This is a genomic window from Streptosporangium sp. NPDC004379 (genome assembly GCF_042873875.1).
In the GTDB taxonomy this organism is placed as follows: domain Bacteria; phylum Actinomycetota; class Actinomycetes; order Streptosporangiales; family Streptosporangiaceae; genus Streptosporangium.
Genome location: NZ_JBIAMC010000004.1, coordinates 194420 through 216272, shown reverse-complemented (window position 1 = coordinate 216272; position 21853 = coordinate 194420). Strand labels below are relative to the sequence as shown.

Below are 21853 nucleotides of genomic sequence, written 5' to 3'. Positions count from 1 at the left end.
AGATGTGAATTATGTGAATTTCGTGACGCACGTTTGGTTCGATAGTACTAGACCGCCAATCAGCGGTTTTGATGGCAAGTTGAGCCAGAAGGAGTGAAATGGGCGATTTAAACCCATTACTGGCTGAAGATCCAGAGCGTATAGGTCCATACGTTCTCGTCGGCCGTCTCGGCCGCCTTCAGCCCCCCGTTCATCTGGGTCACCTGCCGGACGAGGACACCCTGCGCGCGATCCGGATCCTGCCTCCGCGGCCCGGGATCGACCCCGGCGCGCGAGCGCAGATCACCGACGGCCTGGAGGCCGTCAGGCGGGTCTCCGGCGCGCACACCGCGAAGCTGATCGAGGTCGGCTGGGACGGCGACACCCCCTATGTCGTGCGCGAGCACATCGAAGGACGCTCGCTGCGCGAGGCCGTGACCGCCGACGGTCCCCTGACCGGCGACGCGCTGGAGCGGCTCGCCGTCGCCACCCTCACCGCGCTGACCGCCGTCCACCTCTCCGGCATGACCCACGGGGGCCTCAGCCCCGACACCGTGCTCCTCGGCCCCGACGGGCCGCTCGTCTGCGACATCGGCCTCGGCGTCATCGGCCCCGAGCCCGACTACCGCGCCCCCGAGCACATCCAGGCCGAGCTCACCCCGGGGACCGGCGCCGTCCCCGGCAGGCCGGCCGACGTCTTCTCCTGGGCCGCCACCGTCCTGTACGCGGCCACCGGACGTTCCCCGTTCGGCGGACAGCTGGACAGGCTCATGAACGGCCCGGCCAACCTGGTCGGCCTGCCCGCCGACCTGGCCGGCCTCCTCGCCGTCTGCCTGAGCAAGCGCCCCCAGGAGCGGCCGGACACCAAGGCCGCCATGCTCCGCCTGCTCGGCGAGCAGCAGGTGCCCCAGATCACCGGGGACGACTGGCTGCCCGAGGCGCCGCAGGCCCCCGTACCGGGCCGCCCTGAGGCCACCCTCCCGCAGCCGGCGGTCCCCTCCGGCTGGGGCGCGCCGCCGCTCCCCAGCGACCCGCCTCCGCCGGACCCGCAGGGGCCCGTCGTGATGCAGCTGGCCCCCGAGCCCGAGAAGCGGCCCAGGAACGGCAAGCTCTCCGTGGCGCTGGCCGCCTGCGTGGGCGGGGCCGTCCTGCTGTCCGGCGCCGGGATCTGGGCTGCCGGGCAGTACACCTCGCTCGGCAGCACGGAACAGGTCGCGGCCCAGGGCGGCGACGGCCACTCCGGCCTGTCCAGGGTCGCGCAGGGAAACGGCCAGGGCCAGAGCCAGGACCAGGGTCAGGGTGACGGCGGCGGCGGCGACACCGGCGGGTACGGCGACCAGGGCGGGATCGGCGACCAGCCGACGGCCAAGGTGACCGTGCCGTGGAACGCCACGGTCGATCCCCAGGTGCCGGACGTCTCGCCGATGAAGCTGGCCACGGAGACCCCGCTCCCCCCGCCGATCCCTTCGATCACGGCCTATCCCACCGCGCCGCCCGTGCCGGTGCCCACGGCCCCGGCCCAGCCCACGGCACAGCCGACGGCCCCGGCCCAGCCGACGGCACAGCCCACCGACGGCAATGGGAACGGCAACGGCCACGGCAGAGGGAGGAACCACAACAAGCCGGAGGTCGACCCGACACCGGCCCCCACGCCGCCGCCGAGCGGTCCCGCGACGCCCCAGCCGACCGACGGGGGTTCCCCGGCGCCCACGGCTCCGGAGACGCCCCAGCCGAGCGGACCCGCCACCCCGGTGCCCACGGCCCCGACGACGCCCCAGCCGAGCGTGAGCCCGACGTGGATCCCCACGCCGGTGCCCACGGCGACCGCCACGCGGGCGCCCAGGCCGACGCACACGCCGAGGCCGACCTGGTCGCAGAGGCCGACGCGCACGGCGGAGCCGAAGCCCACCAGGACCTGGTCGCCCAGGCCCACCTCGTCGCCGAAGCCGACCCGTACGGTGGAGCCGACACAGCCGCCCAAACCGACGTGGTCGCCGAAGCCGACCCGTACGGCGGTGCCGACGGTGATCCCGCCGGCCCCGACGAGCCGGCCGTCGACGAGCGCCCCGGAGAGGCCGACGCCGCCGCCGACCCGTACGAACCCGTACTCCCCCGAGAAGGTCTGCGGGGCGGGCTTCTACGTGCAGCGGTCGGTCCCGTTCGCCGGCGGGACCGCCTACCAGCTCTACAACTCCTCCAACGGCCTCAACTGCGCGGTCACGATGAAGACCGCCAACGTGGGCGTCGCCAGCCCGGTCTGGGCGACCCTGGAGGTCCAGAACGGCGAGAGCAAGACCGACCGGGGCAGCTACGAGTTCTACGCCGGGCCGGTGATCCTGTCCGGCAAGGGGAAGTGCGTCCGCGTCAGCGGCGGCTCCTCCACCGGTGACACGAGCTCCGGCTGGGCCAACTGCGGCTGACACCCGCGGACGCCGTGACCGCCGGCTCCCGGCGGTCACGGTGGATCTCCCGGCCCCGGGCATGAAGAGGCCCGCCTCCCCTCCACCACGGTTCGGTGGAGGGGAGGCGGGCCTCGCCGGTTCCGGAGGCGGACGGAGAGGCGACCCGCCGGTTCCGGGGCCGGGGTCACGGCGGGGCCGGGGTCACGGCGGGGCCGGGGTCACGGCGGGGCCGGGGTCACGGCGGGGCCGGGGTCACGGCGGGGCCGGGGTCACCACTTCTCCGTCAGGTCGCGCAGGGTGCGCGCCAGGTCCGCGCCGATCGCCTCGAACTCCCGGCGGGCGCGCTCCATGTCCAGGGCGACCGGCGCGCCGCCCGTCGCCGCCCTGAGCAGCTCGTCGTTGCGGCGCGCCGCCTCCTCCTGCGCCGCCCGTACCGCCTCCGTCGCCGCCTCGGCCAGCTCCGCGGTACCCATCCGCGCCGCACGCGCGTCGAAGGCGATCCGCCGGATCCGGCCGGCGCCGTCCACCTCCGCGCGGACCATGCCGTCGGCGGCGGTCCCCTCGCCCGTCACGGCCGCGAGCTCCCGCTGGGCCTCCGCCAGCCCGGCCATCACCCGCTCGCTGTGCCGTACGACCTCGTCGAGGTCCTCCGGGCTCTCCACGCGCGGGTTCTCGGGGTCGAATCTCGTCATCTGGCCGGCTCCGGAGTCTCTTGCCTGGGGGAAAGCCACTGGAAGCCCGCACTCGGCGGGAGGCCGGGCACGTTCCCGGCCGGTGGCGGGGGCTGGGGCGCGTTCCCGGGCGCGCCTCCGGGCGTCTTCCCGGCCGACGGCGGGGGCTGGGGAGTGTTCCCGGGGGACGGCGGCTTCTGGAAGGACGGCAGGTCGCCGATCCTGATCTCGGCCTGGGTGAAGTCGATCCGCGCCGCGCCGGTGGGTTCGAGGTTGTACATCTGGAAGATGGCCTTGCCGCCGAAGTAGACCGCGAAGCCGCTGGCCACCACCTCGACGAGCTTCCACAGCGCTCCTGTGGAGACGCCGATGATCTGGGTGGCCAGGGTGCCGAGCATCCGGAGGTTGAGGGCCGCCGACCCCGCCCAGGGCGTCAGGAGCATGGCGGCGGCGATCGTCGCGAGGAGCAGGAACGTCGCGGCCAGCCGGGCGATCGCCACCCAGTAGGCGCGGTAGGCGTCGCCGATCTCGTCGACGATGCCCGCGATGGTCTTGATGTAGCCGCGCATGCTCTCCAGGCCCTCCTGGAAGTGCCGCACGGCGTCCTCGTACGCGTCGCGGTCGTCCGCGATCCAGCCCTGGGAGCCCGTGGTGAGCAGGGCCGCCGAGTAACTCTTGACGGCGGTGTCCAGCCGTGAGTGCAGGGACTCCCAGTTGTTGTAGACGTCGGCCATCCCGGGCACGTTGGCCACCGCGGTCGCCGCGATCACCACACCCGCGTACAGGGTGGGCGCCAGCCGCGACCCCTTCTGCAGGCTACTGATGATCTTGGAGGCGTCGGTCATCACGGTCTTGGCGTTCTTCGCGGCCACGCCGGGGGACGGCCGGTAGGGCGACGGGGCCCGGTGCCGCCCGCCCCCGGACGGCCACCGGTGGGCACCCCCGCCGGACGCCTGGGGCGGCCGTGACCGCTGCGGCTGCTGCGGCGTCCAGGTCGCGTGGGAGGGCTGCGGCGGCGGCCAGGCCGGCGGCTGCGGGGGCGGCGTCCAAGTCGTCGGCTGCGGTGTGGCCGGCTGCCAGCCCGGCGGCAGCGGAGGGACGCCCGCGGCGCGCGCCGACGGTGGGATGTCGTTCATCTCGCGGGCCCCGTCACCGGTAGACGACGACGCTGTGCGACTCGGCGGTCCACCAGTTCCGCTCGGCCCGCTCCAGCAGTTCCAGCCACGTGTCCAGCACCTCCAGTGCCTCGTCGAACTTCTGGACGACGTCCCGCCGGATGTCCCGGTAGCGGATCCCGACGACCACCTCGCCGCCCGCGCCCCAGCCGAAGGGACGGAGGGCCTCCGGGCCGGTGTCCCGCAGGTCGGTGCTGTGCACCATGTCCCGCATCTCCCTGATCTCGGGGATCAGGTCGTCGCGGATCTCGGTGCGGACGCTCCGGATCGCCGCCGACGTGACGTGTATCTCCTGCCCCATGACCCCTCCCCGTGATCAACGCCGTTCCGGGACATCTCTACCACCCGCCCCGCGCCCTTCCGGAGGTCACGACGGCCTGTTCAGGAGGCTTTAGGCACTCCGAAACCCCGGGGCCACAGGGCGTTCACCGGCCCCGCCGGTGATGCCGTGCACCTGATCGCGCTTCTATGCTGTCGGCTACCGTCACACCGCGACGCGGAGGTGGAATGCAGACCCGTCGTGATCTCTACCAGGCGTACAAGCTGATGACCCAGCGCCTGAGCATGGCCCTGCTCCAGGGCGAGCCGGACCTGCCGGAGACGCCCACGCGCCGGCACAACGTGGCCATGTTCGGCTCCGCGCTGGTCGCGGTGGTCGTGGCGGCGATCTTCGGCATCCTGGGGCTGCTCCGGCCCGGCAGCGCGACCGCGCTCACCGCCCCCGGGACGGTGCTCGTGGAGGAGGAGTCGGGCGCGGTCTTCGTCTACAGCGCCCCCAAGGAGAAGCTGATCCCGGTCGACAACGTGACCTCCGCCCGGCTGCTGCTCGGCGAGCAGCAGGTGAAGGTCCGCGCGGTCAGCGCGGCCTCGCTCGCGAAGTTCCGGCGCGACGCGATGGTCGGCATCATCGGCGCCCCCAAGTCGCTGCCCGCCCCCGACCGCCTGGTCCGAGGCCCCTGGACGGCGTGCGTGGCCGACGGCGTGGACACCGGCAACGAGCGCAGGCCGTACACCACGCTGCTCGGCGGCATCGACGTCGGCGGCGCCCCGATCGAACAGGGTTCGGCCGTGGTCGTGGAGGAGGGCGGCCAGGCCTGGATGCTCTGGTCGAACCGGCGGATGCGGGTCCCGGCAGAGGCGGTGCGGACGATGACCCCCGGGCGGCCCCGGCAGGTCCCGGCGGCCTGGCTCAACGCGCTGCCCGAGGGGCCCGCCTTCCGCGGCCCGGACATCCCCGGCCTCGGCCGCGCCGTGGCCGGGCCGGACGGGAAGCGCTACCGGGCCGGCACGGTGTTCACGGTGCCGCCGGTGGCCGGCATGACCGTCCGCTGGTACGTCCTGCTCCCCGACGGCCTGGCGTCCCTCACCCCGGCGCAGGCCGCCCTGCTGCTGCAGAGCCCGGTCATCAAGCAGAAGGCGTACCGCGGCGCGTCCGCCCGGCCGATCGAGCTGGACGCCGCGACGGTGAACGCGACGAAGGCGTCCGCCACCGATCTCGGCACCTCCGACCTGCCCTCGGCCATGCCCAAGATCACCACGGTGTCCGGCTCGACCCCGCTCTGCGCCGTCTACTCCGGCACCGAGAAGGGATCGACCCGGGCGGTGCTGACGACGGGCGCCGCCAAGCCCATCCCGCAGCCGCCGAAGGGCTGGTTCAACCAGGAGCTGGCCGACCAGGTGCTGCTCACCCCCGGCTCGGCCGCCCTGGTGGGCGTCCTGCCCGGGGAGGGGAGGCTGGACGCCGTCGGGCCGCTCTACCTCATCGGCGACCAGGGACGCCGGCACGCGATCCCGTCCGCCGACCTGCTGCCCAACCTCGGGTACGGCCAGCAGAACATCGCGCCGCTGCCGGCCCACCTGCTGCACCTCATCCCCGAGGGGCCTGCGCTCGACCCGGAGGCGGCCAGGAACCCGATCCAGGCCGCCCCGCCGGTGACGGCCCCGCCGCAGCAGTGAGCACGGCGTCCGCCCCGGCCTTCCGAACGTGCTTCCGGGCGTCGCGGTCCTCCGGACCGGGACGCCCGGGGCGGGCGGCGGCAAGGGGGACCCGGAGGGCGGTCAGACCTCGGCGCCGGTCGGCAGCGGGGGCGTGCCGCCGGGCGGGCTCCCCTGTCCCGGCTTCGGGGTGAGGCCGAGCCCCTTCTGGTACTGCAGGCCCGCCTGGGTGAAGTCCGGGGCCTGGCCGGGAGCGGTCTTCATGCCGAAGAACAGCGCCCGGTGGCTGCTCTGCAGAGAGTTGACCGCGGCGAAGATGGAGGCGGCGGCGGTCGCGAGCACCATCTTCCGCTTGACCACGGCGTTGACCACGGCGTTGATCTTGCCGACGATCTGGAGGATCGCGAACTGCACGGTCGCCATCAGGACCGGGGGGAGGAGCCTGGCGGCCTGGAAGGCCACCCCGAGCCCGAGCATCACCGCGGCGACGTTGCCGGCGAACACGGCCGCGGCGTGGTAGGCGTTCCCGGTCTGGTCGGCGCACTCGCCCGCGGCGTGGCGGTACCTCTTGTTGTCGTCCAGCGCCGCGAGGAAGGAGTCCGCGGCGGTGTTGAAGGTCTCCGCGGCCTCGCCCTCCCAGTGCTTGTTCTCCTTGACCTGTTTCTTCAGGTTCTTGATGTCGGCCACGATCCGGTCGAGGTTCTCCGGCGAGCCCTCCTTGCCCTGGTCGCGCCAGCCCTCGGCGGCCTTCTTCATGCTGCCGGGGTTGGAGACCAGGAGGCCGAGCGCGACGGGGACGGCCAGCGCCTGCTTGCTCCTGATCAGCCCGGCGGCGACGACCGTCGCCGCCACGGACGCCGTGAACAACCGGACGTCGTTCTCATACGCCACGAGGCGCTCCTTCTTCCGCCCTGCCGACTCTCACCGTCACGCCTCGTGACTGATGACCGAGGGGGCGATGTCCATGTCGTCCTCCCAGTCCTGCTCGCTCCCGCGCAGCAGCCCCGAGGGCTCCCTCTCCTCGTCCTTGCCGCCGGGTGCGCCGCCTCCCATGGGAGGCATCATCGGCATGCCGCCCATGCCCGGTGCGCCGGGCGCTCCGGTCACGCTGGGACGCACCGCCTGCGACAGGGAACTCCCGCCGTAACCGCCGCCCTGGCTGCCGCGGTTCTGGTTGCCCTGGTTCCCCTGGTTGTTCTGGTTCTCCTGGGAGTTGCCGGGGGGCTGGCCCTGCCCTCCCTGGTCGCCCGGCCAGTTCGGCGGCACCGCGTTCTGGAGCTGCTGGGCCTGCCGGGCCTGCTGGGCGAGCAGGTCGTTCGGGTCGTAGCCCGCCAGATGCGTGGTGTTCGGGGTGTAGCGGGAGGGGTCGACCTGGTCGCGGCCGGGGAGCGCGCCGTTGAGGTCCGGCACGTTCGGCGTGGGCACGTTCGGAGTAGACGTGTTCGGGACGGGCACGTTCGGGACGGTCGTGTTCGGGTCGGGGATGTGCGGACGGGGAAGGTCGGCGCCGGGCATGTTCGTCCCGGGGGCGCCGGGGCCGGCCTTCGACGGATCCGTTCCGGGCGGGACGCCGTCCAGACCGGGAACACCGGAGCCGGGGCCCGGCAGCCCGCCGTTCAGGTGCGGCGCGGGCAGCCCGCCGCCCGGCAGTCCGCCGCCCGGCCCCATCGACCCGGGGCCGGTGGGAGAGCCACCGGAGGGCGAGCCGTTCAGCAGGGATTCGATGTCGGGCCGGCCGGAGGGGGATCCCGGGCCGGGGTCCTTGTCCTTGCCGCCCCCGCCGGGGTCCTTGATCTTGCTGTGCTCGTCGGCGTCCTTGTAGAACTTGTCCGATTCGGCCAGGGAGTGCTGCCACGACTCCAGCGTCGCCGCGGCGGCGTCGAGCGCCGTCGCGCCCTCGTTGCACGCCTGCGAGTGGGCGCTGTCGATGCCGATGCCCAGCACGCCGCAGCCGGGCCAGTCGAAGGTGAAGCCCTTGGTCCGGGTGGAGAGGTCCTTGAGAGGCTGGACGTGCTGCCCCATGGAGCCGCCCAGCTCCTTCACCTTGCCCTCGGTGAAGCCGACCTCCCGGGGGGCGCCGCCGCGCGCGGCCTTCTCACCGTTATCGGCCATGACCACCGTCCTCTTCCGTGCGGCTTTCCGGATGGTCTCCCCGGAACCTCCGGGTAAGCGATCACCCTACCCGCGTCGGATCTTCGGTGCCCGCCGTACGGCCCGCTGCCCGCCTGCGCCGCCAGACGGGCTCCGGCGGCGTCCGCGGCCGCCGTCAGGGCGGTGGTCTCCAGGGCCGGATCACGGCGGACGGCGACGCCTCAGCAGAGCAGCGAGGGCCCCCCGCCTTCGGCGGAGCCCCAGACGTCGTCGACCTCCGAGATGGGGATGCCGGAGCTCCGCTCCTCCTGCTCCCCCTCGGCTCCGGCGCCGCCGCCCATGAAGGGCGGGATCATCCCGGGGCCGCCCGTCGTGCCCCGGGACAGCACGGCGGAGGTCACTCCGTTCGGGTTCGAGCCCCAGCCGGAGCCGTTCCCGGGGCCGAACCCGCTCCCCGGGCCGTTTCCGGTGCCGGGGCCGCCGAGGATCGGCGGGACGTTGGTCGTGACGTTGGGGAAGGCGGTCACGTTCGGGTTCGGGGTCACGGTGTTGCCGATCACCGGGTTGGGGTGCCCGAACGAGTTGTACGGCGAGACGGTGTTCGGGGGCGTCTGCGGGTTGAAGTTCGCCATCTCGGTGGTGCGGTCGTACCGGGAGCCGTTCTCCCCGCCGATCACGGACGGCACGGTGCCGTCGCCGTCCCGGCCGGTGCCGTTCGCCCCGGGCCCGTTCGCGCCGGCGCCGTTCCCGCCCGGGTCGTTCGCACCCGGGGCGTTCGTCCCCGTGTCGCCGGGCGCGTGGGAGCCGGAACCGTCCGTGCCGGCGCCACCGGAGCCGTCCGTGCCCGAACCGCCGGAACCGGAGCCGCCGCCGTTCGTCCCGTTGCCGCCGTTCCCTCCGTTGCCGCCCGAACCCGAGGCGTCAGAGCCCGAGCCGCCGGAACCGTGGGAACCGGAACCCGAACCGGAGGAACCCGAACCGCCGGACCCCCCGGGCCACGAGGAACCGCTCGGGTCGTACCCGCCGCCCGAGCCGTTCCCGGAGAAGATCGATCCGTTGTTCGGCGAGCCGTCCGAGTAGCGGGTGGTCCGGTAGTCGCCGGGCCCGCCCGGCAGTTCCACGACCGGCAGCTCGTACGACACGTGCGGGGGGACGTACGAGGTGTAGAGGTCGACGATCTTCTCGTTGAGCTCCTTCAGCACCTCGCGCGCCGCCCGGTCGGCCTCCTCCGGCGTCAGGATCGTCTCCCCGGAGGGAGTCGTGCCGGGAGCGGGCGTGGTCGTCGGGGTGGGGGTGGCGGTCGGCGACGGCGACGAGGTCGCGCGGGGCGTCCCCCCGGGACTCGGGGAGGGACCCGGGGTGGGGGTCGGCAGCTTCGGGTCGGGGATCTTCTCGATCTTCGCGATGGCCTGGGGGAGGTACTCGCCGCCGTAGAGCCGCAGGGTGGTGGACATCTGGTTCATCTTCGAGGACAGCTCGGCGCCGGTGGCGTGCAGCATCTGCAGCGCCTTCTGCACCTCCTTGGCCGCGTCCCCGCCCCACACCCGCGACAGCTCGGCCGCGTTGCGCTGCAGGGCGCCGCAGACGGTGTCGATGGTGCCGGCGGCCTTCCCATAGGCGAACCCCGCGTCGTTGACGGCGGTCGCGGAGGTGTCGTTCAGCAGCCTCTGGATCTCGCTCTTGCCTGCGGAGACCGTCCCCGCGTCCGGAACCGCGCTATAGGACCGGATCAGCAGAACCTTGGTTTCGCTTCCCACAGCACCTTCCCCTGCCCGCTTATGCCCCGTGTCCCGCCTCAGCCGCCGTTGGCGTGGCGGGCCCCGTCGTACTCGTCGGCGTTCGCCCTGATCGCCTTGATGGCCTCGTCCAGCCGCTGGGCCAGGAGGCCGTACACCTTCCACAGGGCCTGTGCGCCCTCGTCGCCACTGGACTTGCCGACCGTGTGGGCGAAGGCCTGCGCCGCGCTCCAGGAGCCGATCTCCTTGGAGGTCAGCTCACCGTTCTCGCTGACGCCCTGCACCGTCCCCGTGGTGTAGCCCTCGGAGTAGGCCGGGCCCTTGAGCATCCGGGCGTACTCCTCCAGATCGCTGGCGATCGCCCGCATCTTGGAAGCGCTGAACTCCGCGCCGGGAGAGCCGTCCAGACCGGGCCAGTTGGGGTCGACCCAGAGCGCGCGGTCGTTGCCGCCGTCCATGGCGTCCTTGCTGGTCATGATCACCCCTTGTGGAGAGGCCGGGTCGCGGGCCGCGTGCCCGCGACCGGAGACGGACTGTCCCGGTCACCGCCGCCGCGGTGACCGGGCGGAGACCGGTGTGCCGGTCGCGTCAGTGGCTGGACCAGATCGCCTTGTTGCGCGCCTCGGCGGCCCGGTAGTTGTCGTTGGCGACGCCGAGGGCCACCGCGGCCTCGTGGAGCTGACGGCCCATCTCCTGCTCCGCCCGGTCCCACTTGGCCCGGTGCTCCTCGAAGAACTGCGAGGCCCCACCGGACCAGGCCTGCTCGCCCAGGGTCTGCCGGAGCTTGGTGACCAGGTCGTCGGTGGCCTTGTCCATGTCGGTGACGACCTTGAGGAGCTGCTCCTGGACCCGCTCCATGTGGCCGAAGTCGACCTTGGTGTAGTCACCCGCGTTGCTGGACATTCGACTCTCCTTATTCTGACCGTGTACGGGGACGCGCTACCGGGGGGGAAGGTTGATGAGCGAGTCGACCCGGTTCATACCGGACTGCACATCCTGGTCGGCCCCGCTGTAGGTGACGGCGTTCTGGCCCATCCGGTCGGCGATGTCCTCCAGGTCACGCCGGATGATGAGAGCCTGCTCGTCCCACTTGGTCATGGCCTGCTGGAACTTGACGGCCGCCGCACCGAGCCAGCCCGAGGCCGTGAGCTCCTGGGTCGTGGTCGCGACGCCCCTGCGCAGACCCTCGACGAACTGCGCGGTGTCGACGACCTGGGTCGCACCCAAGTTGATCTTCTCTGGGCTCGCACCGTAAAAATCCACCGGTCACCTCCGTGACATGGGGCTACCTCTTCGTCACGGCGCCGCGTCCTCGCGCCGGCCCCGTGGCGCATTGGTCACACAGAGCGACAAAAGGAACTACCCCCGCGAACATCATCGAATGGCATGCTAGCGATCTAGAGCCCCACAAATAACTCGCGAATATATTACGGCCTCATAACATTTCTACGTCTTCGAAACAAACGCCCAGGTCAAAGGGCATTTATACCGTTAATGACCGCCCGGCGGCGCCGATCGCCTCCTGGGTGAATAGTTGATGCTTCATCCACTTCTGTACCGTCCAAACGCAGGTGGGCTACTGTTGGCGATCACTGCGTGCCGTGACGGGAGGGTGAAGGTGGCCGAGGGTCCTGACATCGAACGCCTGCTCAACTGGGGCGAGACTTCGGCTCCGCCCACCACCGGCCCGGTGGAGATCATCCGCCCCGCCGACGACGGCGCGGGAGCGGCGCAACCGTCCGCGGAGTCCGGCTTCTCCGGCATCACCGGCTACGAGGGCCCGATCGACCTGGCCACGGCCCCCGCGTCGTCCGCCCTCGGCGCCGACGCTTCCGGAACAGGCGGCGTCGCACCCGGCGGATCCCCCGCCGACGGCGCCAAGCAGGAGATCATCACGGACCCGTACGGCGAGGCCGGCCGCGGCGGCGCGGGAGCCGGTGACGGTACCGGTACAGGGGGGACGGCGAACGACGGCGGGACCGTGGATGACAGCGGAACCGTGAACGACGGCGGTACGGACGCGGACGACCCGCGCGGTTCCGGCGACGACTCCGGTGCCGACGGATCCGACACCCCGGACGGCGGCGCCGAGGTCCCCGAGGGCGAGGCTCACGACCCGGGCGACACCGGGGACGGCGGATCCGGCGACGAGCCCGGATACGTCGAGCCGAGCGGACCGGACGACGACGCCGCCGGATCCGGCGACGGAGGCGGCTCCGACGACCCGGACGGGCCGGACGGGGAGATCTACCCCGACGACCCGAACGGCGACGTGACCGAGGACCCGAATCCGCCGGCGGCCGACGGCCGGTCGGACTCCGGCGAGGGGGGCGGCTCCGGCGACCAGGGGAACCCCGGAGACTCCGGAAACCAGGGCGACCAGGGAAACCCCGGCGGCTCCGACGGTTCCGGGACGGGTGACCAGGGCGGCTCCGGAACGGGCGACACCGGCGGCCCGGGGACCGGTGACCAGGGCGGCTCCGGCACCGGTGACCAGGGCGGTCCGGGGGCCGGTGATCCGACCGTCCCCATCGAGCCCGGCACCCCGCAGACCCCGGGCGACCCCGGCACCGGGAACCCGGCCGACTCCTCCGCCCCTCCCACCCCGGAGAACCCGGCGGATCCCACGCTCCCGGGCCAGCCGGAGACCCCGAGCGCGGAGCTGCCGGGAGCCTCGCTGCCCGGCACGGGCGCCCCCGGCGCCGAGACTCCCGGATCCGGGACGCCGGGGGCGGAGACCCCGGCGGTGCCGGGCGGATCACCCGGCGGCGGGGACCCGGGCGGTGGCGGGATGCCCGGGGGCGGCCTGCCCGGAGGCGGCGCGGGGCCGGGTGGATCACCCGGCGGCGGTGCCGGCGGCCCGAACCTGGCAGAGCAGAAGAAGAAAGCCGCCGAGGAGCAGAAGAAGCAGGCGGCCCAGCAGCGCGAGCAGTACCTCGCCACGAACGGCGTGGGCGACCAATGGCGCAAGGCCGACACCGGCTCGCTGACCAAGCTCAGCGGCAGGCTCAAGGCCATCGGCGACGAGGGCGGAGAGGCCGCCACCGCCCACTCCAACGCCACCGGCATCGACCTGGGCGGCTTCCCCGGACTGGGCGTGCTCGGCCTGATGGGGCTCAACTCCGCGCACAACGGAACCCGCGACAACATGGTCAGATACCTGGAGTCGGCCAGGACGCACCTGAACACCACGATGAGCGGGCAGCTGAAAGAGGGATCGACGGTCATCAAGGCCGCCGAGGACGCCAACACACTCAAGGGAGCCTGAGCGGACATGGACGCCTACAGCGCTGGGACGGGCCTCTACACGACGGCGCTCGCCCTGTGCGTGGCCAGCGCCGCGATCCCCAACAGCCCGATGTTCACCTACGCCAGCCGGACGGCCGCGGCGGCGATCGGCGTCCTGTACTCCAGCCCGAGCGACATCCAGGGGTGCGGGGACGGGTGGAAGGGCCTGAACCCGCACATCGAAAACACGAAGGCCGCCATCGACAAGGCGGCGAAAGCCGTGTCGGACGACGAGTGGAAGAAGATGGGCCGCGAGGAGTTCGACGCGGCCTACAAGAAGTTCTGCGCCGAGCTGGACAAGTGCAAGCAGATGAACGACTCCGTCGGGGGCTGCATGGACGGAGCCGCGAAGATGTCGTACGCCGGGGCGATCGTCTCGACGCTCGGAGCCCAGGTCCTGTTCGGGCTCGCCCTCGCGGCGATGGCCGGGAAGTTCATCCCCGTCGTCGGGCAGGCCGTCTCCCTGGCGACCCAGACCGCCGGGATCACGTACGCCAACGCCTTCCAGATAGGCCTGAAGAACATGGCGAGGAAGAACCTCATGGTCCTGGGAACCGCCGCGACGATCGCCGTGATGGCCGGCCAGTTCTTCTCCCAGTCCACCCAGCAGAAACTGTCCACGGCGACGACCCCGACCAACGGCGACATCCCCGCCTTCGAGCAGGTGACGATCGAGGGCCTTCCCGTGTCCACCAAGGGGATGCCGGGGGCGTCCGGCATGCCCGGGGCATCGGGCATGCCGAAGATTCCGGGAATGCCGGAGGCCTGATCCGCCGCCCGCGCCCCGGAGCGGCACCGGTCCGGTCAGAGGTCCAGACGGCGGCGGATGCGGTCGAGCTCGCCCATGACGTCCTCGAACGTCCGGTTGTAGGCCGCCTCGGCGCTCTTGAGCTGCTGGAGCGCCGCATCCGGGTCCTGGACGAACCGCATCGGGTTGTCGTCCTCGCCGAACGCCTCGGCCATGGCGGCGTTGACCTGGTCCTGGAGGTCCCGCGTGGCGGCGTGCAGGACCTCCTTGATCCGCTCGGCCAGCTCGCCGGAGCTGAGCCGCATCGCCTTGGGGTGGAGCTGGAGCTCCTGCAACCCCTCGGCGGCGTACTCCACGATGACCAGGCCGTCCTCGTCCTGGGCGCGGCCGACCAGCGTCGCCAGGGACTTCTGGAGCTCTTCCATCCGGGCGAACTGGCTGTCGGCCCCATTCAGAAGCTTGTCAACATCAATGTTCGCGAAATCCCCGAACTCCGCCGTCATCGGTCGTCCCCTCTTGCCCCGCACTCACTCATCCGGACTGCTACAAAGGTCCGTTTCCGCGGAAAGCTAACCGCACCTGATCACACCTCCGCAATCCACTCGGCGACATTCCGCCCACGCCGCCGCTTCGCACCCGCCGCGGGAACCGCAGGCGTTCCCGGGAACGGAGGCGCTCCCGGGAACGGAGCCGCCCCGGTTCAGCCGGCCAGGCCGCGCACCCAGGCGTAGACGTCCAGTACGCCGAGGGCCAGTGGGAACAGCGTGATGATCAGCAGGATCTCCAGGATGTCCCCGGCCCGCCCCCAGAACGGGGACGGCTTGCCCTGACGCAGCCACAGCCCCATCCCCGCCGCGACCGCCGCCGCGCACATCAGCCCCATCACCGCGATGATCGCCGCCACCCCGCCCGCGCCGGCGACCCGGGCGAGCGCGAAGAAGACGAGGCCGGCGAGGCCCGCCGTGACCAGCCAGAGCCGCTGGCCGAGCCCACGGAAGACCCGCGAGCGCAGCAGCAGGGTCAGCGCCAGCGTCACCGTCGCCGTCATGGCGACCCAGTCGTTCACCAGCGCCAGGTAGAGCTCCGCCCCCAGGGCGACCATCCCGAGCCCGGCGACCATGCCGGTGGCGTAGGACTGCGCCCGGAGCGTGCGCTCCCGGACCGACGGCCCGTCGACCCGCTGGTTGTCGCCACGCAGTTCCTCGGCGTTGGTGGGCATCGAGGGCATCGGCATGCCGGCGGCCCGGAACGCCACCGTCGGGATCAGGGAGCTGAACGCCAGCAGCACCGTGAGCGTCACCGCGGCGACCCCGGCCGGGGAGGCGTCCGAGACCATCACGACGCCGGAGCTCACCGCCCCGGCCATCGCGGCGATGGCCGTGCCGAGGAACCCCTGCACGCCGTCGGAGATCGCGATCAACGCCACCGTCGCCACGAGGCCGACGGTGGCGAACGCGGCGAGCAGGTGTGCCGCCCCCAGCCCGGTCAGCCCGCCGTTCCCGGCGGGCGCCAGCAGCCCGGCGATGAAGCCGTACGGCAGGGCCGCGTGGCCGACCAGCGCGCCCGCGAAGGAGTCGCCCACCACCCGGGACACCAGGGCCCCGGCCACGACCAGCAGCAGGGCGATCACCCCGGCGACCACGGCGGAGGCCGTCCACGGCGGTCCGGCGAACACCAGCGTCACCGCCCCGGCGGCCAGCAGGGCCAGGGCCGAGCTCACCCCGGCCAGGCGGGTGTGCGAGGAGGTCCAGTTGCCGGCGCTCTCCTTGACGCCGGTGGCGACCACGTCGGCCACGTCGTCGAACATGGCGGGGGGCGCCGCAGCCTCGCGCGGCCGCAGGTAGAGCACCTCGCCGTCGAGCACGCCGAGCGCCCCCAGGCTCTGGGCGACGTCGAGGGGCGGTCCGCCGGGGCGCTGGAGCACCCACCCGGGGGCCGCCGCCGCCTCTCCCCCGATCTCGCCCATCGCGCGCAGCAGGCCGGGCAGCACGTGCGGGAGCGGGATGTCGGCGGGCAGCGCCAGGTCGGCCTTCTTGCGGGGTCCGACGATCGTGACGTGGCACAGGGCGGGGAGCGGCGCGGCGAACTGGGCGAGCGCGCCCTGCGGCGCCGGGACCGGGACGGGCGGCTGGGCCAGCGACCTCACAGTTGTCCTCCTTTTCCCACATCCATCACGGACATCAGGGATATGCCGGATACGGTAGCGCTGAGAAGAGGGATCATGTGCGATGGCCGTACCCGAACGGCGCCGGACGGACGGCGCCGCGGACGGCTGAGAACAACCAGGAAGGCATCCGCAGGGTGAGCATCGTCGTCGTACGGCGCCCCGAGCGCCGGCCCCCGCCCAAGCCACCGCGCGGCGAGATCCTGCTCGAATCGCCGCCCGAGGTCCCCGAGGTGCAGTCGCAGGGCATGATGGCCGTGCTGACCTACCTCCCGATGGTGGCCGGCGCGGCCGCGATGGGCCTGATGTTCACCGCGGGCGGCAACGCCAACCCGATCATGTACGTGGCCAGCGGCCTGTTCGGCGTCTCCATGCTCGGCATGACGATGGGGCAGCTCGGCCGCCAGTCCGGGGAACGCCGGCAGCGGCTGAACGGCCTGCGCCGCGACTACTTCCGCTATCTGTCGCAGATCCGCAAGCGGGCGCGGCGGGCGGCGGTCCAGCAGCGCGAGGCGCTGGAGTGGAGCGGCCCCGACCCCGAGTCGCTGTGGTGGGTCGCGATGAGCCAGCGGCTGTGGGAGCGCCGCCCCCGCGACGACGACTTCGGCACCGTACGGCTCGGCACCGGCGTCCAGAAGCTCGCCATCCAGCTCGTCCCGCCGGACTCCCGGCCGGTCGAGGACCTGGACGCGCTGACCTCCGGCGCGCTGCGCAGGTTCGTCCGGGCGCACTCGACGGTCGCCGGGCTGCCCGTCGCGGTGGCCCTGCACTCCTTCGCCCGGATCAACCTCACCGGCGACCCGGTGGCCGTACGCGAACTGGTGCGGGCGATGATCGCGCAGATCACCGTGTTCCACTCCCCCGACGACATGCGGATCATGGTGTGCGCGAGCAAGGAGTGGATGGCCCAGTGGGACTGGGTCAAGTGGCTGCCGCACGCCCTGCACCCGGAGGAGACCGACGCCGCCGGCCCGGTGCGGCTCATGGCCGAGAACCTCGCCGAGCTGGACCGGCTCGTCGGCGGGGAGCTGAAGGAGCGGGCGCGGTTCCGGCCCGGCGCCTCCGCCGACGCCCTGCCGTACCACGTGCTGATCCTGGACGGCGGGCACGTGCCGCACGACTCCCAGCTCGGCACCGACGCCATCCAGGGCGTCACCGTGATCGACCTGTCGGGGTCGGCGGGGGTGATCGAGGAGAAGAGCACGCTGCGGCTGGACGTCCAGCCGGACGGCTTCCACATGATCAAGGTGGACCACGCGGGCAAACGCAGCTCGACCCGGCTCGGCGACCCCGACCGGCTGGACTTCCTGCGGACCGAGGGCCTGGCCCGGCAGCTCGCACCGCTGCGCGCGTCCACCTCCAAGGGAGGCGGGGAGGCCCAGGACGTCCTGGCGGTCAACACCTCGCTGACCGACCTGCTCGGCGTCGGCGACCCGGCACGACTCGACGCGGGGGTGACCTGGCGTCCCAGGGCCGGGCGCAACCGGCTGCGGGTGCCGATCGGCCTCGGCGTGGACGGCCGGCTGGTCGAGCTGGACATCAAGGAGTCGGCGCAGGGCGGGATGGGGCCGCACGGCCTGGTCATCGGCGCCACCGGCTCAGGCAAGAGCGAGCTGCTGCGCACCCTGGTCCTCGGCCTGGCGATCACCCACTCCTCGGAGATCCTGAACTTCGTCCTGGTCGACTTCAAGGGCGGCGCGACCTTCCTGGGCCTGGACACGCTCTCCCACGTCTCGGCGGTCATCACCAACCTGGAGGACGAGCTCCCCCTGGTCGACCGCATGTACGACGCCCTGCACGGCGAGATGATCCGCCGCCAGGAGCTGCTGCGCGCGGCCGGCAACTACGCCTCCCTGCGCGACTACGAGCGCGCCCGCGAGCAGGGCGCCGACCTGCGCCCGATGCCCACGCTGTTCGTCGTGATCGACGAGTTCAGCGAGCTGCTGACCGCCAAGCCGGAGTTCATCGAGCTGTTCGTGATGATCGGCCGGCTCGGCCGGTCGCTCGGCGTGCACCTGCTGCTGGCCTCCCAGCGCCTGGAGGAGGGCCGGCTGCGCGGCCTGGACACCCACCTGTCCTACCGGGTGGGCCTGCGGACCTTCTCGGCGATGGAGAGCCGGGTCGTGCTGGGCGTCGCCGACGCCTACGAGCTGCCGCCCGCGCCGGGCAACGGCTACCTGAAGTTCGACACCACCGGGATGACCCGGTTCAAGGCCGCCTACGTGTCGGGCGCCTACCAGGCCGACCCCCACCGCGCGGCCTCCGCGGACGGCGGCGCGGCGCCGTGGGAGATCGTGGAGTACGGGCCGGAGTTCGCGCCGGTGCCGGTCCCGGCCGAACCCCCCAAGAAGGAGCTGACCCCCGCGGAGAGCTCCCCCGCCAAGGGCAACTCCAGCAGCCTGCTGGACATCGTCGTCGAGCGGCTGAGGGGCCAGGGGCCGCCCGCCCACCGGATCTGGCTGCCCCCGCTGGCCGACGCGCCGACCCTCGCCCACCTGCTGCCGCCGCTGTCGGTCACTCCCGAGCTGGGCCTGACCACGACCGGGTGGGCGGGACGGGGGCAGCTGCACGCGGTCATCGGCATCATCGACAAGCCGTTCGAGCAGCGCAGCGACCCGTTCTGGCTGGACGTCTCCGGCGCGGCCGGGCACGTCGGCGTCGCCGGCGGCACCCAGAGCGGCAAGAGCACGATCCTGCGCACCTTCGTCACCAGCATGGCGCTCACGCACACCCCCCGCGAGGTGCAGTTCTACTGCCTGGACTTCGGCGGCGGCTCGCTCGGCTCGCTGGAGGGCCTGCCCCACGTGGGCGGCGTCGCCACCCGCCTGGACACCGACCGGGTCCGCCGTACGGTGGCCGAGGTCTCCACCCTGCTGGAGCAGCGGGAACGCGACTTCGCCGAGCAGGGCATCGACTCGATCGCCGTCTACCGGCGGCAGGTGGCCGACGGCACGATCGAGGGCGACCGGTTCGGTGACGTCTTCCTGGTGGTGGACGGCTGGCTGACCGTCCGGCAGGACTTCGAGTCGCTGGAGCCGGTCATCACCGACCTGGCCGCGCGCGGTCTCGGGTACGGCATCCACGTCGTGGCCGCCACCAACAAGTGGTCGGAGTTCCGGCCCGGCATCCGCGACCTGTTCGGCACCCGGGTGGAGCTGAAACTGGGCGACGCCTACGAGTCCGAGGTCAACCGCAAGGCGTCGCTGGCCGTGCCCGAGGGCACCCCGGGCCGCGGCCTCACCCGGGAGGGCCTGCACTTCCTGGGGGCGCTGCCGCGGATCGACGGCGTCCGCAAGGCCGACGACCTGACGGTCGGCGTGCGCGCCCTCGTCGACGCGGTCCGGGAGGCCTGGCAGGGCCTCCCCGCCCCCGGCGTGCGACTCCTGCCGCCGGTGCTGCCGTCCGAGACCCTGCCCGGCATCGAGCAGACCGGCCCCGGCCGGATCCCGATCGGCATCGACGAGGCGACCCTGTCGCCCGTCATGCTCGACTTCGACACCGACCCGCACTTCATCGTGGTCGGCGACACTGAGAGCGGGAAGTCCAACCTGCTGCGTCTGATCACCGAGGGCCTGGTCGCCCGGCGCACGCCGCGCGAGGCCATGATGATCGTGATCGACTACCGGCGGACCCTGCTGGACTCGGCCGCCACCGAGCACCGCATCGGCTACGCCGCCTCCAGCGCGGCGGCGGCCGGCCTGATCGGCGACGCGCGCGCCGCGCTGCTCAAACGGCTCCCCCCGGCCGACCTGACGCCCGAGCAGCTCCGCAGCAGGAGCTGGTGGCAGGGTTCGGACCTGTACATCGTCGTCGACGACTACGATCTCGTCGCGACCTCGTCCAACCCGCTGCAGCCGCTGGCGGAGCTGCTGCCCCAGGCCCGCGACATCGGGTTGCACCTGATCGTGTCCCGCGCGATGGGCGGCATGGGACGGGCGATGTTCGACCCGATCGTCCAGCGGCTCAAGGACATGGCCAGCCCCGCGGTCGTCCTGTCGGGCAACAAGGACGAGGGCTTCCTGTTCGGCAACGTGCGCCCGCATCCGCTGCCGCCGGGCCGCGGCTACTACGTCGACCGCAAGTTCGGCGCGCGGCTGGTCCAGACGGCGTTCATGCCGCCGCAGGAGCCGGTGGAGGACTGACACGCGGGACCTCCGGGGGCCGTCTCCCCGAGCCGCGGGAGACGGCCCCCGGAGGTGACCGGCCGTCGTGGGACGGCGGCGTCTCAGCCGGAGGGGCGGGGGTCGTCCGGCGGCCCCGCACCGAACCACGACCTGATCCGCTCCCATTTCGGGGGCGGGATCACGTCGTCGGGCAGCGGGCCCGGTTCGTTGAGGACGAGCTCGGCGAACCGGTCGGCGTCGAGCACGTGATGACCGATCCCCACCCTCCGCGGGTTCCCGTGGAGAACGAAGGACACTGCGCCGTCGACGTCGGGCATCGAGTGGAGGTCACACGTCGCGCGAGGAGGGGCGGGTGCCCGCTCCTTCGGCTCCCTCGTACGTCGCGGCGCCCGCGCTCAGCCGCTCCCGGACGCCCCCGATCTCGTCGATGTACGCGTCGAACGCCGTGAAGAGCCCGTCCATGATGCCGGGCAGCCGCTTCTCCAGTTCCGCGCCGTACTGGTCGTCGCCCAGCGGGGGGCTCTCCCGCAGGAACGCCTGCCACAGCTCGTCCCGCCGCTCGCGCAGGAAGTCGCGCTCCTCGCCGTACTGCGACGCCCTGCGACGCAGGTCCGCCCACTCGGCGTAGTAGCCGTCACCGGACGCCGTCATCCACGGCCCTCCGGTTCCACGGGCGACAGCGTCACCGGCTGAGGGAGGAACGACTCGAAGCTCGCCCCCTCACCGAAGACCTCCTCGTACGGCAGGCCCTCCGGCAGGAACGGAGCCATGAGCTCCTTCGTCTGGTCGGCCACCGCACCCGTCGCCGCGCCGATCTGTTCCATGATCGCCCGGGCCAGCTCCGTGGGGGACAGCTTGCGGTAGACGCGGGGGTCGAGCGTGAGGTCCCGCACCTGGCCCCGCGGACCGACCGTCACCGACACCATTCCGTCGTCGGACCGCGCGGTCACGTTCAGCTCGTTGAGCTTGCCGTACGTCTCGCGGAGCTGCGTCGCCTGCCGGTTGTACTCCTCGGCGAGCTCTTCCATGGTCCTGCGGAACTCGTCGCTCATCCTCTTCACCTCCCGGGATCAGGGAAACCATACGCCACAGGAATCCCAACAGACCCAGACATACCATTCGCAGTCCGGCTAAATCGAGTAAAACCGTCATGCCTCTGGCCGGACCCGCTGCCGGGACGCCGCGGGACCGCGAGGACCGCGGCGGGACCTCGGGCTGGATCACATGCCGCCGGCGGACCGGAGCGCGGTCAGGAGTCCCCGTCCCCGCTCGGCGGCGGCGGCCCGCCGCATCTCGTCGAGGACGGCGAACTCCTCGGGTGTGAGGTCGGGGGAGACACTCAAGCTCCCCGCGGACGTCTCACTCATACGGGAGCCCTCATCGACGAACCGGGAATGAAGCGGTGACGGACCCATCCCGCCGGAACGCGGACGGCCGCCGTCAGGCCGGGCGGCGCTTCCCATGACACCGCCCCCGGAAGATCCATGTCCCCTATGATCGGCATTCGGTGGCTTTGTTCCTACACGGGAGGGGGGCCGGG

20 protein-coding genes are annotated in these 21853 nt (G+C 72.5%); 5 read left to right on the top strand and 15 right to left on the bottom strand.

The features are described from left to right. The first annotated feature begins 98 nt into the window (after positions 1-98). Positions 99-2399 carry a serine/threonine protein kinase gene (locus ACFYSC_RS10940; protein ID WP_389959730.1) on the top strand — a complete coding sequence of 767 codons (2301 nt, stop codon included), beginning with the start codon at positions 99-101 and terminating at the stop codon, positions 2397-2399. A gap of 251 nt (positions 2400-2650) precedes the next feature. Here the strand turns inward: ACFYSC_RS10940 and ACFYSC_RS10935 are convergent, their stop codons facing one another. The 3 genes from ACFYSC_RS10935 to ACFYSC_RS10925 form a co-directional block, all read right to left on the bottom strand. Next, positions 2651-3073 carry a YbaB/EbfC family nucleoid-associated protein gene (locus tag ACFYSC_RS10935; RefSeq protein ID WP_362939116.1) on the bottom strand — a complete coding sequence of 141 codons (423 nt, stop codon included), beginning with the start codon at positions 3071-3073 and terminating at the stop codon, positions 2651-2653. After that, on the bottom strand, positions 3070-3924 hold the full coding sequence (locus tag ACFYSC_RS10930) for a hypothetical protein (RefSeq protein WP_389959727.1): 855 nt from the start codon (positions 3922-3924) through the stop codon (positions 3070-3072). Before ACFYSC_RS10930 ends, ACFYSC_RS10935 begins: the two co-directional genes overlap by 4 nt. Before the next feature lie 277 nt (positions 3925-4201). Then, positions 4202-4528, bottom strand: a complete 327-nt coding sequence (locus ACFYSC_RS10925; RefSeq protein ID WP_389959725.1) for a hypothetical protein — start codon at positions 4526-4528, stop codon at positions 4202-4204. Between the two features lie 206 nt (positions 4529-4734). Between ACFYSC_RS10925 and eccB the strand changes: the two genes are divergently transcribed. Further along, positions 4735-6183, top strand: coding sequence for a type VII secretion protein EccB (gene eccB / locus ACFYSC_RS10920; RefSeq protein ID WP_389959722.1), 1449 nt, complete (start codon positions 4735-4737; stop codon positions 6181-6183). A gap of 102 nt (positions 6184-6285) precedes the next feature. Here eccB and ACFYSC_RS10915 read toward each other — a convergent pair whose 3' ends face one another. From ACFYSC_RS10915 to ACFYSC_RS10890, 6 genes are all read right to left on the bottom strand, one after another. Further along, the gene (locus ACFYSC_RS10915; RefSeq protein WP_389959720.1) at positions 6286-7053 is read right to left on the bottom strand and encodes a hypothetical protein; all 768 of its coding nucleotides are present in this window, start codon (positions 7051-7053) and stop codon (positions 6286-6288) included. 36 nt (positions 7054-7089) lie between these two features. Beyond that, complete coding sequence (locus ACFYSC_RS10910; RefSeq protein ID WP_389959718.1) at positions 7090-8274, bottom strand: hypothetical protein; 1185 nt, start codon at positions 8272-8274, stop codon at positions 7090-7092. A gap of 200 nt (positions 8275-8474) precedes the next feature. Next, entirely contained in the window at positions 8475-10010 is a 1536-nt protein-coding gene (locus ACFYSC_RS10905; RefSeq protein ID WP_389959715.1) for a WXG100 family type VII secretion target, read from the bottom strand. A gap of 38 nt (positions 10011-10048) precedes the next feature. Then, positions 10049-10465 (bottom strand): hypothetical protein, encoded by a 417-nt coding sequence (locus tag ACFYSC_RS10900; protein ID WP_389959712.1) that lies wholly within the window; start codon positions 10463-10465, stop codon positions 10049-10051. A 112-nt stretch (positions 10466-10577) separates the two neighbouring features. After that, the gene (locus tag ACFYSC_RS10895; RefSeq protein WP_362939092.1) at positions 10578-10892 is read right to left on the bottom strand and encodes a WXG100 family type VII secretion target; all 315 of its coding nucleotides are present in this window, start codon (positions 10890-10892) and stop codon (positions 10578-10580) included. 36 nt (positions 10893-10928) lie between these two features. Further along, entirely contained in the window at positions 10929-11252 is a 324-nt protein-coding gene (locus ACFYSC_RS10890; protein WP_362939089.1) for a WXG100 family type VII secretion target, read from the bottom strand. Between the two features lie 355 nt (positions 11253-11607). On the opposite strand from ACFYSC_RS10890, the gene ACFYSC_RS10885 reads away from it, so the two are divergent. Together ACFYSC_RS10885 and ACFYSC_RS10880 are read left to right on the top strand one after the other, a co-directional pair. Continuing rightward, the gene (locus ACFYSC_RS10885) at positions 11608-13257 is read left to right on the top strand and encodes a hypothetical protein (RefSeq protein WP_389959708.1); all 1650 of its coding nucleotides are present in this window, start codon (positions 11608-11610) and stop codon (positions 13255-13257) included. A gap of 6 nt (positions 13258-13263) precedes the next feature. After that, positions 13264-14046: a hypothetical protein gene (locus ACFYSC_RS10880; RefSeq protein ID WP_389959706.1), complete on the top strand. Its 783-nt coding sequence runs from the start codon at positions 13264-13266 to the stop codon at positions 14044-14046. A 35-nt stretch (positions 14047-14081) separates the two neighbouring features. On the opposite strand, the gene ACFYSC_RS10875 is transcribed toward ACFYSC_RS10880, so the two are convergent. After that, positions 14082-14450, bottom strand: coding sequence for a YbaB/EbfC family nucleoid-associated protein (locus ACFYSC_RS10875; protein WP_389959703.1), 369 nt, complete (start codon positions 14448-14450; stop codon positions 14082-14084). Between the two features lie 275 nt (positions 14451-14725). Then, a complete protein-coding gene (gene eccD / locus ACFYSC_RS10870; protein ID WP_389959700.1) occupies positions 14726-16171 on the bottom strand; it encodes a type VII secretion integral membrane protein EccD in 1446 nt (481 codons plus the stop codon). Positions 16172-16326: 155 nt separating this feature from the next. Between eccD and eccCa the strand changes: the two genes are divergently transcribed. Next, positions 16327-20331: a type VII secretion protein EccCa gene (eccCa, locus tag ACFYSC_RS10865; RefSeq protein ID WP_389959697.1), complete on the top strand. Its 4005-nt coding sequence runs from the start codon at positions 16327-16329 to the stop codon at positions 20329-20331. A gap of 83 nt (positions 20332-20414) precedes the next feature. On the opposite strand, the gene ACFYSC_RS10860 is transcribed toward eccCa, so the two are convergent. The 4 genes from ACFYSC_RS10860 to ACFYSC_RS10845 all read right to left on the bottom strand — a co-directional run bounded on the left by ACFYSC_RS10860 (position 20415) and on the right by ACFYSC_RS10845 (position 21680). Beyond that, positions 20415-20576 carry a hypothetical protein gene (locus tag ACFYSC_RS10860; protein ID WP_389959695.1) on the bottom strand — a complete coding sequence of 54 codons (162 nt, stop codon included), beginning with the start codon at positions 20574-20576 and terminating at the stop codon, positions 20415-20417. A gap of 64 nt (positions 20577-20640) precedes the next feature. Continuing rightward, positions 20641-20964, bottom strand: a complete 324-nt coding sequence (locus ACFYSC_RS10855) for a hypothetical protein (RefSeq protein WP_389959691.1) — start codon at positions 20962-20964, stop codon at positions 20641-20643. After that, positions 20961-21365, bottom strand: a complete 405-nt coding sequence (locus ACFYSC_RS10850; RefSeq protein WP_362939059.1) for a YbaB/EbfC family nucleoid-associated protein — start codon at positions 21363-21365, stop codon at positions 20961-20963. The genes ACFYSC_RS10855 and ACFYSC_RS10850 overlap by 4 nt, the downstream gene beginning before the upstream one ends. 168 nt (positions 21366-21533) lie before the next feature. Beyond that, the gene (locus ACFYSC_RS10845; RefSeq protein ID WP_389959688.1) at positions 21534-21680 is read right to left on the bottom strand and encodes a hypothetical protein; all 147 of its coding nucleotides are present in this window, start codon (positions 21678-21680) and stop codon (positions 21534-21536) included. Positions 21681-21853 lie beyond the last annotated feature (173 nt).

What these genes read in the sequence shown, in the direction of transcription:
- ACFYSC_RS10940 (WP_389959730.1), top strand. Translation starts at nt 99, where the DNA reads ATGGGCGATTTAAACCCATTACTGGCTGAAGATCCAGAGCGTATAGGT.
- ACFYSC_RS10910 (WP_389959718.1), bottom strand. Translation starts at nt 8,274, where the DNA reads ATGGCCGATAACGGTGAGAAGGCCGCGCGCGGCGGCGCCCCCCGGGAG.
- ACFYSC_RS10875 (WP_389959703.1), bottom strand. Translation starts at nt 14,450, where the DNA reads ATGGAAGAGCTCCAGAAGTCCCTGGCGACGCTGGTCGGCCGCGCCCAG.
- eccB (WP_389959722.1), top strand. Translation starts at nt 4,735, where the DNA reads ATGCAGACCCGTCGTGATCTCTACCAGGCGTACAAGCTGATGACCCAG.
- ACFYSC_RS10895 (WP_362939092.1), bottom strand. Translation starts at nt 10,892, where the DNA reads ATGTCCAGCAACGCGGGTGACTACACCAAGGTCGACTTCGGCCACATG.
- ACFYSC_RS10880 (WP_389959706.1), top strand. Translation starts at nt 13,264, where the DNA reads ATGGACGCCTACAGCGCTGGGACGGGCCTCTACACGACGGCGCTCGCC.
- ACFYSC_RS10850 (WP_362939059.1), bottom strand. Translation starts at nt 21,365, where the DNA reads ATGAGCGACGAGTTCCGCAGGACCATGGAAGAGCTCGCCGAGGAGTAC.
- ACFYSC_RS10925 (WP_389959725.1), bottom strand. Translation starts at nt 4,528, where the DNA reads ATGGGGCAGGAGATACACGTCACGTCGGCGGCGATCCGGAGCGTCCGC.
- ACFYSC_RS10855 (WP_389959691.1), bottom strand. Translation starts at nt 20,964, where the DNA reads ATGACGGCGTCCGGTGACGGCTACTACGCCGAGTGGGCGGACCTGCGT.
- ACFYSC_RS10845 (WP_389959688.1), bottom strand. Translation starts at nt 21,680, where the DNA reads ATGAGTGAGACGTCCGCGGGGAGCTTGAGTGTCTCCCCCGACCTCACA.
- ACFYSC_RS10900 (WP_389959712.1), bottom strand. Translation starts at nt 10,465, where the DNA reads ATGACCAGCAAGGACGCCATGGACGGCGGCAACGACCGCGCGCTCTGG.
- ACFYSC_RS10935 (WP_362939116.1), bottom strand. Translation starts at nt 3,073, where the DNA reads ATGACGAGATTCGACCCCGAGAACCCGCGCGTGGAGAGCCCGGAGGAC.